The following is a 9,887-nucleotide window of genomic DNA, read 5'->3' on the forward strand; positions in this document are numbered from 1 at the left end:
GCTTTACGAGCTTTCTTAAGACCTGGTTGGGGCACCACTTATTTCATCTAATTTCAAAGTGCTTTAAAATCAACGTTTTCATGGGGTCTCTAAAAATAAAATTTCAACTAATTTCAATCAATTTCATCAAAATAAGGTAAATTTTCATTAAAAATAAGCTAAAATAAGCTAAAATCGAACCAGAATATCAAAAGTTTACCTTATTTAGTTTTACAGAAGTGAAGTAAGCATTCAATACGAATCAATACATAAGAAAAACGCTGATTTCAAGCGTTTTTTCTTTTTTCAATTTCAATACATTTCACTATATTTCAGTCCAAACTCTACCTTTTTCTCTACCTTTTTTAGATAAATATATCATCTGGATATTGAAGTTAAGCCCCGCTATCATTTCGATGGCAGGGCTTTTTAATGTTTGGTACACTACCTTCTTATCTATATTTTGATGGAGCTGAAGTTGACATCTACAAAGTTTAATGTTAAAATACATTCAAAAATATATTTGAACGAGGTGTTTTATGGCTCAAAATGTTGTTACTTCAATAATCCTGTATTCTGGGACAGCCGTAGACTTACTTATTATCCTAATGTTATTTTTTGCCAAAAGAAAAAGCAGAAAAGACATCATTAACATCTATTTAGGACAATTTCTAGGCTCTGTTAGTCTAATATTGCTAAGTTTACTTTTTGCATTTGTCTTAAATTATATTCCTAGTAAAGAGATTTTAGGTTTGCTCGGTTTGATTCCAATTTTCCTAGGACTCAAAGTTTTGCTTTTAGGAGATTCTGATGGAGAAGCTATTGCAAAAGATGGTTTGCGCAAAGATGATAAAAACCTGATTTTTCTAGTAGCTATGATTACTTTTGCTAGTTGTGGTGCTGACAATATTGGTGTTTTTGTCCCATATTTTATTACCTTAAATTTAGCGAATTTGATAGTGGCTTTACTTACTTTTCTAGTCATGATTTATCTCTTGGTTTTTTCTGCCCAAAAATTGGCACAAGTCCCTTCTGTTGGAGAAACTTTGGAAAAATATAGCAGATGGTTTATTGCCGTTGTTTATTTAGGATTGGGGATGTATATCCTGATTGAAAACAACAGCTTTGACATGCTAAGGACTGTGTTCGGCTAGGAGAAAAAATTATGAAAAAAGATAGTATATGCCAAGTGAATATTATAAATCAACAAAATGTTACAACCGCAACGAACTACCTTGAAAAGGAAAAAGTCCAAAAATCGCTTCGTATTTTATCAAAGTTTACCGATAATAAACAGATAAATATCATCTTTTATCTCCTTGCTGTTGAAGAACTCTGTGTCTGTGATATAGCCTGTTTACTAAATCTCAGTATGGCATCTGCCTCCCACCATCTTCGTAAACTAGCCAATCAAAACATCTTGGATACTAGAAGAGAGGGGAAAATTATATATTATTTTATAAAAGATGAGGAAATCAGAGATTTTTTTAATCAACTAGGATAACAACTATTTTTACTACTCTACCATTCACTCTACCTTTTATTATGTAGCATTCTAAAAACATTGATGTACCAACGTTTCTAACAGCTAAAATAGAAATTATTTAATTTTTACAGAAGTGAAATAGGGATTCACTACACGTCAACAAACGTGAGAAACCTTGATTTTAAGCGATTTTTGAAATTTCAAATTTCACTACATTGCAATAAAAATCAACCGAATCACTACCTTTTTCACTACCTTTTTTGAAATAAGAATATTGATTCGGACAATTAAAAGCAAGAGGAGGAGCTTCATAATGAAGCTCCTCTTTTTTATCTTTATACCGTTCTATCCCCCTACTAAACTCTAGCATTTACTTGTTTTAAGTTCAATTCCTCATCTTCAAACAATAATCTGATTTGAATTTGAGTAGGAGCATTCCCATTATTTAGAACACAAACAAGTCTTGTTTCAATATTTGGTTTAAATTGTCTCCCATCAATTGAATCTTGTAACAGTGGATGTTGTAGGATACGATTGCGTATTTCCTCATGAGGAATTGAACCCCAGCAAATAACTGGCTCAGCTCTTTCGATAATCATTCTAGGAATATATTCAGGTGCAAATTGTTCTGGTGAAATACATAATCCTCCATTCCTAAAAAAAGACTCTAATATATTATCAAAAATAGCACTTGGTGTTTCATCTCTTTTTAGTCCATTAAATCCAATCAAATCACCAACTTTTCTAGCAATATCTTGTTTATAATCTTCTATGAATTGATGAAGCTCCCTATTCTCAGGGAGACCATTTCCCCTTTGATAAATTCCTTGCCAATTACTTTGATTTCCTTCATAATTTGCACAATTATTTTTTCTTTCTATGTCGAATAACAGTCCTTCTATAGAATTTTTTGTATGTGCCGCATAATATCTTCCAGCTCTATTTTGCGTATTATTATTTTCTCCCCCGATAAGTTGAATCGAAGAACCACAAGTTGGACACAATGCGTACTTACTACCATTTTGATAATATGGTAATTCTTTATTTGTTTTCTCTTCAAACTCATCAATATGATAAGTTCCACCATTGATTAATTTAAAATATTTCATCGCTATTACCTCAATAAATAATCCATCTAATTTCATTTCGTCTTTACCAAATTTGACGAGATTGACGACCTCTTCATAACGTCCTACCGCATTATTGACATCTTATAAGTTCGTTCTAGCTTTTGATTTCTTACGGAGGAAGCTTTTGATAAGGCTTTGTCAATCTTTGGATTGACACTTTCATTTTGTGTCACAAACTCCATGCCGTAAGACGTTGCCACTCTTCAACTTCACGTTGAATTTTTACTTCTTTACTCTGTTTCGTTGCCATTACCAAAGCCTTTTAAAATGTTCTTTAAATTAGCTCTTTTAATTGCCCAGTGAGTCCTACTTAATTCCCAATCTTCTATTTTTAATTCTGATTGATGAAGTTCGATCAGATTTAAATCAATTTCACATTCTTTCTGAAAATCAAATTTTATATATCCAGCTCTTTTATCTATATCCACTAATTGTCCCAAAAATCCAGTTTTTATCTCTTGGTTCACCTCACTATACTCTGGAAGGAATAAAGTTGGTAAACTCATTATTTCGTCAATATCTTCTAGTGTAAATTGAGAAAACTTTTGTTTTATCGCTGTATTAGTATATTCAAAAATTCTACCATTTTCTATGGTAAATGAATCTCCTTCATACTGTTCACCGTAAATTATAAATAAGTTGTAGTATTCGTTAGGAGAAAGTATCTTGCGTGCAGGGACATAGTTGACGATATTGTTTACATTGTTCGCTTGCTCAATATTATAAATTCTTTCTGCATTTTGTTGTAGTGGTTGTTGGGGAAATTCTGACGGCAAATTACCCTGTCTTTTTAGTGAGTTTGTCAATGTATTCTCCTTAATTTAGATTTTCTACATGTTCTATGTTATAGATATTATCAGCATACTGGTTGATAACTTTAGGATTATTCAACACTTGTTTTGTTATTGCATCATCACTTTCAACATTAGAATGAAACTCTTCTTCAAACTCAACATCTGATTCTTCGATATACTCTTGTTTCTCGACATCTTCCACACTTGGATTATATCGAGTTATTTCTATGCCGTTCATATGTTGTCCAAGTTCTGCATTAGTAAATTCCCAAGGGGCTCGTTCTCCGATTTTAGAATACCATGCTTCAAATGTTGGCTTACCGACAGTATTATCTATTTTATTGACAAAAATATATCTCATTACATCTAATAAAAATGACTCAATCTCGATTACCTCAGCTTCTAATAATTTCTGCTTAAGTTTTGATTCATTGGAGGAAACTTTAAAAGTCTCCAAGTCAGCAATCGTTCCATCATTACAAATAATTTCAATAACCGCAGAAACAAGCCACTTCAATTTTTGTTCCGAAAACTTGTCATTAATAAATACAGACATACTTTCTAGTGTGTCTTTTTTATTTTGTTCAACAGAATCTTTAAATGAATTAATGAACCTCGAATCATCAAAAGGTAAATACCCTGCTTTAGAAATAATACATTTTTTATATTCAGAAACATTCTTTTTAAACGAGTTCCTGTAAGGCATTTGCTGAATTTCTCCTGTAAAAATATCAATAAGAGACTTCATAATATCAGTTTCGGATAATGCATCAGTTCGTTCTTCTAAGCATCCAATTCGAACCTTACTTTTGGGTTTTCTAGCTTCAAGCATCAGTCCAAATAGAATACCTCCTGTGAGTCGTGGGATATTTTCAGACATTTTTTACTCCTCATAACTAAATTAGTAACTGTATCTACTTTATATACTCTATATATACTCTATCTACAATTGATGGTAACACTATCTACTTTATAATAGAGAGTGAAGATAAAGCAAATGTATATTTGATACTATTATATCAAATTTTACAAGCGTTTTCTTCAAAAGAATAACATTAGTCCTAATAGGTGTACACCCAATGGACGGATTGAAACGAATATGAAAACTCAGACGATAACGGTCGAGTTCTGCATATATCTGTTTATCCGTTTATTTGGTGTGCCCTTTTCACATCTATCGGTATTCAGTATGGCTCATTAAAGTTTCTTTCCGTCCTAAGGACAGAAAGGAACCAACATGAATAATATATATGAAGAAATTTCTAAAAAGAAATTAAATGAAAAACTCGTTAAATCTCTAACTCCAGAAGAGCAATCTTTCTGGCTTGAATGGCTAAATGAGAGTGATAGACATGAAAATAGTTATGCTCGCCAATGTCGTCGTAAAGAAATAAGTCTAAACTCCAAAATAAACAATGGAAGAACAAATAACGAAACAACTCCACTTGACTTGTTTATAGATGATTCCCCTAATCCTCTTGACTTTCTCATTCAGACAGAAGATGAAGAATTTACCTTAGCTCAATTGCCAAGATTAAAAAAGGTTCTATCTGAATTAGATGAACTTGACAGAGACATTATCTTACTTTGCCATTCATTTGAAGAATATGAATATACGTATAGGGGGGAAACCTATATAAACTACAAGAAACTTTCTTTCAGAGAAATGGGTAGAAGATTAAATGAGGACTATCGTAAAATCCAACGTAAGATACCGAAAATAATGTCTTATATAAAAGAAAGACTCACAGAATAATTGAACAAAAAATTAGGCCTTTTTTGCTCAAAAATGGTTCAACTACCCTTAATTTTGTCCATTAATTAGGAGGTAGTTTTAAAAGTCCAGCTCATGACCTCAAACCGAGCTTGTCTCTTCTTACTTTTTAAGCTTCATATAGAAAGGTATATCCATATGAAAATCAAACCACAACACCGAAAAGGCGGTTACTCAAACCATATCGCTCAACAATACGTTGACCTCAACGCTCCTATCTACTTACTGAGTGACGAACTCGAACCCCAACAAAAGTACGAAAACAACAAACCAACAGGGGAAATTGTCGCTTATAAGGCTTGGTTCGGACAAAAAGGACTTCCGCCTTTTCAAGTGAAATTTACAGAAGCACCTGAACTACCAGACTACCTATCTCTGGTTTCATTTGAAGGTCTAATGGCATGCGAAGTTAACTACAATGTCTACTTCAAAGCTGACGGATTGAAAGAGGTGAACTAATGGTTTCAACTCTCACACAAAGAGAGTTGGAACAATACCTGTTACAGAGCCTAAATATGGGTTTGGGCTCTGTATTACAGGGTGAAACATCCTACACCAACTCTTTTAACATTCTTGTCCGAGAAGACGGCTTTATCTTTGTCCCTCGTCTACCATGTGGCTTTATCATTGATGATGACTTGTATCAGAAGATTTTTCTAATCGCAAACGCCTCCCTCTATCCTCAATATACGCTATTGAAACAAAACTCTGTTTACTTTATCGCCTTAAAGTCAGAGGATATTCATGTTCAGCGTGGCTTATTCTTTCCATGGAAAAAAGGAGTTTCGGAGCGCTTGGTCATTCCAGACCTTGAGATATTTACCTCGTCTCTAAAGGGTAATAATATTCCTATCATGAAAAATCTAGCCATTAACTATGATAAGGTAACTTCTTTGGCTATTGCTGGTAATTCCGGTAGTGGGAAAAGTTACGCTTTGACTTATCTACTTAGCGTCCTGAAAAACATTTCTGACCTAATTATTATTGACCCTAAGTTTGATACACCATCACGCTGGGCAAGAGAACACCAAACTCCCGTTATTCACCCCCATGAAAACCGCTCTAAATCTGATTTTGTGTCAGAAATTAATGAAAACCTGAGCAAGTGTATGACCATCATTCATAAAAGGCAAGCCATCTTGTTTGAAAATCCACGTCATGAATTTAAACATCTAACCATTGTTATTGATGAAGTACTAGCCTTGTCAGAAGGAGTCAACAGAACCATCAAAGATTCTTTCTTCTCTTTATTGTCTCAAATCGCACTACTGGGACGAGCTACACGTGTTCATTTACTTCTAGTCAGTCAACGCTTTGACCATACAACTATCCCCGTATCTGTTCGGGAACAATTGAATGTTCTGATACAGATTGGAAACATTAATAAAAAGACCACACAGTTTTTGTTTCCCGACCTCGACCCTGAGGGCATCGTTATTCCGATAGGCAAAGGAACAGGACTTATACAGATTATTGATAACGAACATCCTTATCAAGTTTTCCCCCTCCTCTGTCCCACCTATTACACCAAGAAAGGAATTTTATAGACTATGAGAAAAACGAATTTTCAAAAAACCATTCATCCAGCAACTACCTTTTTTATAATGGGAATCCTATCTATGTTTATTTCAATCTTATTGAGGCTTGGAATGAATCCCTTGGAAAACAGTATCTATTTCACATCTCTGTTTGATTTCCTGCGCTTGCTTCACTTTATCAGCTCATCTATTTCTTTATTGTCCCTTCTCTTATTCCTTGGATTAGTTGGCTATGAAATTAAGATACGCCATAGAGAAGATAGAATATCAAACCTCTTTAAGTCCATTACACAGACCTTTTCTCTTCGTCTATTTCTGATTCAAAGAGAGTACTCAGAAACTGTAAGCACAAGCGAGCAAGGAAACACAAAGAGATACAACCCTATCAACAAACAGTTCAATAAAGCGATTCAGAAAGTGGTTGTAGATATACGAGAGGAAAGCACAACATTGATTATTCCTGTCCCCAAATCGCAACAAGCCATTAGAATTCTAAAAGATTTGGAAACAATCATCAGTGAAGAAATTTCTAGTCGCAATCCTGACTATTATTTTTCAAGACCTGAAAGAAAGGGCATGGACTTCTACTTTATCGGAACAAGACGTAAATGATAGGACGGGCGCTATGGCGCACGAAGTAAGCGCCACCTAGCGCCCGTCTGCTTGGTATATGGACTAACGGGTTACTACGACCCCGTTAGTCCAATAATCAATAATCATCAAAAATCAAATAAATCATGTTCCACATTCCGAAGACACCCCTCTAAATCTCCTTATAGATAGAAATACAATTTGAAAGCGAGACATATTGAATATGGCAAAAGAACAACGTTCTAATAAATGGGCTTTTCTTTTCTACAGAGAGAGCGCCCCAGAAAACTATTTGGAAATCCTTGAAGGTTTTCATATCCCCTTTATCTTATCACCTTGGCATGATAGAGATATCAATCGAAAAACAGGGGAACTTAAGAAAGCTCATAAACATGGAGCCTTTTTCTTTGATTCGCTTAAAAGCTATAATCAAGTATCTGAACTCATCAAGGATAAATTAAAGGGACCTGCTCATGTAGAGCCTATTATGTCTCCCAAGGGGATGTATGACTACTTTGTTCATGCGGAGAATCCTGAAAAGACTCAATACAAAATTGATGATATAGAAATAGGATGCGGATTTGAATTAGACAAATTCCTCATAAACAATAACAACGATGATTTTCTATCAATTATTATTGACGTGATAGACAAGAAGAATTTCACAGAGTTTAATCATCTGGTTAGATATGCGAGAGAAGAAAATCCGATCTTATTAAGGCTTATCGTAGATAAAACTTACTTTTTTGCTAAGTATTTAGATTCACGAAGGTATAGCACAGACAAAAGCAAAATAACTTCATCAGAAAATTCTTTGACGAATACTCCTAATGAAACTAATGACGTCATGTCAAGCACTACTTCAATAGAAGTATAATGGAGGAAAAGCTATGCAAGTAATCTTACCAGATGAGCAAATTCATCAAATTCAACTTTTACTCTCTAATCTTATAAATAAAGAAATCAGAGAGCAATTAGACAAGAGCGGTATCGATAGCCCCTATTTGAACAAGCAACAAGCTTGTAACTATTTAGGTATATCAAACAATACACTGGATTCTTGGATTGTAAAAGGCCTACCCAAAATCAAAATCGGTAAAACGATTCGATTCCATAAAGACACTATCGACCAATGGCTAAACTCACATAACTAGAAATATCAAGATTTTTGTTTTATAATAGTCATGATATTTTCTGGTTCGATACACAAGGAGAATATCATGACTATCACTAAAACCAAAAATGGTACTTATCGTTTAAAAATCTACATTCCAATAGAAGCTCGAATGCCACTTGGAATCGTCAGCAACAACTACTACGATAAACGATTCAAAACAAGAAAGGAGGCAAGACAAGCAGAGATAGACTTACTCACGAAGTTAAACCAAATTGAAGACAATGCGTTTTCGGGACTAGGCAAAGAAGATATTCTTTTCTCAGACTTCTATAATAATATTTGGTGGGAATCCTATAAAGCAGGACAAACTACATCAACTTCTAAACCACCAAGCAGGTCAACAATTGCCAATACCAAAACATGTTTTGAAAAGCATATACTACCACTTCTTGGCAACTATACGATTCAATTTTTAAACCAAAATAAACAGGTTATTCTAAATTTGATGACCTCAAAAGCTAATGAATATGCAAACTTCAAAACTTTACGAAGTTACGTCATTTCTATGTTTGATTGGGCAGAAGAACTTGAGTATATTGAAGCAAATAGAGTTGCAAAAACTTTAAGACGAATTAAGGCTGTAAAAAAAATTCAACTTGCAGAATCAAAACATGATGAAGATTTATATTTAACTCATGAGCAACTCCAAGAGTGGTTCTCAGCCTTTAAAGAGGATTTAGAGAATGATAGAATATCACTCAAAGATTACGTCCTTTTCTATCTCACTTTTTTCCTTGGAGATAGAAAATCAGAAACATATGCTCTCCAGTGGAAACATATCGACTTTTCAAAATCTCAGATTCAGTTAATTCAGGCTTTAGATAGATACGGACAAGTAAAATCTACCAAAGGAAATAAAAAAACTATCTTTTCTATTTCTAGCGACTTGCTTCAACTCCTAACCGTATGGAAAAAACAACAAAAATATGAACTAGCAAAGTTTGGTATCATCAGTAATCCAGAACAATTCATCTTCACTTATATAGATACCAGAGGGAATATCAATAAACCCCTACATTCTGACTATCTTAATAATAAGATGAAAACTATCAGAAAGCGACACCCAGAGCTTACACACGCTACACCACATAAACTACGTCATACGGGAGCAACGCTCGCTAAACAGGCTGGAATGAGCTTAGAAGCCATTTCCGAAGCTCTAACACATAGCGACACAGGTACAACACAGATTTATGTCAATACTTCTAACGTAGTCCCTATGGCAGTCGGTGAATTTGCCTTAAAGTCTCTAAAACAATAAGGTTAAAATAAGGTAAACTTTGAGGTGAACTTTTTCAAAAAACACAAAAAAAGCACCCATGAGGTAAACTCTTGAGTGCTTTGAAACGTTGATATAATCGTATTGATTAACGTTTTGAGAATTGTGAAGCTTTACGAGCTTTCTTAAGACCTGGTTT

14 protein-coding genes are annotated in these 9,887 nt (G+C 34.1%); 9 read left to right on the forward strand and 5 right to left on the reverse strand.

What is annotated here, in order from left to right:
* Positions 1–304: 304 nt before the first annotated feature.
* Complete coding sequence (locus HMPREF9965_RS13400) at positions 305–490, reverse strand: FanG protein (protein ID WP_080566886.1); 186 nt, start codon at positions 488–490, stop codon at positions 305–307.
* Between the two features lie 28 nt (positions 491–518).
* Here HMPREF9965_RS13400 and HMPREF9965_RS09535 point away from each other — a divergent pair, with 28 nt between their 5' ends.
* Together HMPREF9965_RS09535 and cadX are read left to right on the forward strand one after the other, a co-directional pair.
* Positions 519–1,133 (forward strand): CadD family cadmium resistance transporter, encoded by a 615-nt coding sequence (locus HMPREF9965_RS09535; RefSeq protein WP_000068448.1) that lies wholly within the window; start codon positions 519–521, stop codon positions 1,131–1,133.
* Positions 1,134–1,144: 11 nt separating this feature from the next.
* Positions 1,145–1,483 (forward strand): Cd(II)/Zn(II)-sensing metalloregulatory transcriptional regulator CadX, encoded by a 339-nt coding sequence (gene cadX, locus HMPREF9965_RS09540; protein WP_000711085.1) that lies wholly within the window; start codon positions 1,145–1,147, stop codon positions 1,481–1,483.
* 163 nt (positions 1,484–1,646) lie between these two features.
* Here cadX and HMPREF9965_RS13255 read toward each other — a convergent pair whose 3' ends face one another.
* The 4 genes from HMPREF9965_RS13255 to HMPREF9965_RS09555 all read right to left on the reverse strand — a co-directional run bounded on the left by HMPREF9965_RS13255 (position 1,647) and on the right by HMPREF9965_RS09555 (position 4,269).
* A complete protein-coding gene (locus HMPREF9965_RS13255; RefSeq protein ID WP_000889230.1) occupies positions 1,647–1,835 on the reverse strand; it encodes a hypothetical protein in 189 nt (62 codons plus the stop codon).
* On the reverse strand, positions 1,822–2,610 hold the full coding sequence (locus HMPREF9965_RS09545; RefSeq protein WP_000762458.1) for a hypothetical protein: 789 nt from the start codon (positions 2,608–2,610) through the stop codon (positions 1,822–1,824). The genes HMPREF9965_RS13255 and HMPREF9965_RS09545 overlap by 14 nt, the downstream gene beginning before the upstream one ends.
* Positions 2,611–2,825: 215 nt before the next feature.
* The gene (locus HMPREF9965_RS09550; protein WP_000185169.1) at positions 2,826–3,401 is read right to left on the reverse strand and encodes a hypothetical protein; all 576 of its coding nucleotides are present in this window, start codon (positions 3,399–3,401) and stop codon (positions 2,826–2,828) included.
* Positions 3,402–3,411: 10 nt separating this feature from the next.
* Positions 3,412–4,269, reverse strand: coding sequence for a hypothetical protein (locus HMPREF9965_RS09555; RefSeq protein ID WP_001293524.1), 858 nt, complete (start codon positions 4,267–4,269; stop codon positions 3,412–3,414).
* A 357-nt stretch (positions 4,270–4,626) separates the two neighbouring features.
* Here HMPREF9965_RS09555 and HMPREF9965_RS09560 point away from each other — a divergent pair, with 357 nt between their 5' ends.
* From HMPREF9965_RS09560 to HMPREF9965_RS13210, 7 genes are all read left to right on the forward strand, one after another.
* Positions 4,627–5,145: a hypothetical protein gene (locus tag HMPREF9965_RS09560; RefSeq protein WP_001060107.1), complete on the forward strand. Its 519-nt coding sequence runs from the start codon at positions 4,627–4,629 to the stop codon at positions 5,143–5,145.
* 162 nt (positions 5,146–5,307) lie between these two features.
* A complete protein-coding gene (locus HMPREF9965_RS09565; protein WP_025170852.1) occupies positions 5,308–5,622 on the forward strand; it encodes a hypothetical protein in 315 nt (104 codons plus the stop codon).
* Positions 5,622–6,710: a type IV secretion system DNA-binding domain-containing protein gene (locus HMPREF9965_RS09570; protein WP_000255254.1), complete on the forward strand. Its 1,089-nt coding sequence runs from the start codon at positions 5,622–5,624 to the stop codon at positions 6,708–6,710. The genes HMPREF9965_RS09565 and HMPREF9965_RS09570 overlap by 1 nt, the downstream gene beginning before the upstream one ends.
* Positions 6,711–6,713: 3 nt before the next feature.
* Entirely contained in the window at positions 6,714–7,313 is a 600-nt protein-coding gene (locus HMPREF9965_RS09575; protein ID WP_001232744.1) for a hypothetical protein, read from the forward strand.
* A 202-nt stretch (positions 7,314–7,515) separates the two neighbouring features.
* A complete protein-coding gene (locus HMPREF9965_RS09580; protein ID WP_001040928.1) occupies positions 7,516–8,169 on the forward strand; it encodes a replication protein in 654 nt (217 codons plus the stop codon).
* Positions 8,170–8,182: 13 nt separating this feature from the next.
* A complete protein-coding gene (locus HMPREF9965_RS0102555) occupies positions 8,183–8,446 on the forward strand; it encodes a helix-turn-helix domain-containing protein (protein WP_001196068.1) in 264 nt (87 codons plus the stop codon).
* A gap of 66 nt (positions 8,447–8,512) precedes the next feature.
* The gene (locus tag HMPREF9965_RS13210) at positions 8,513–9,730 is read left to right on the forward strand and encodes a site-specific integrase (protein WP_000156557.1); all 1,218 of its coding nucleotides are present in this window, start codon (positions 8,513–8,515) and stop codon (positions 9,728–9,730) included.
* The last annotated feature ends 157 nt before the right edge of the window (positions 9,731–9,887 follow it).

It is taken from the genome of Streptococcus mitis bv. 2 str. SK95 (assembly GCF_000222705.1).
GTDB classification, from domain to species: domain Bacteria; phylum Bacillota; class Bacilli; order Lactobacillales; family Streptococcaceae; genus Streptococcus; species Streptococcus mitis_AY.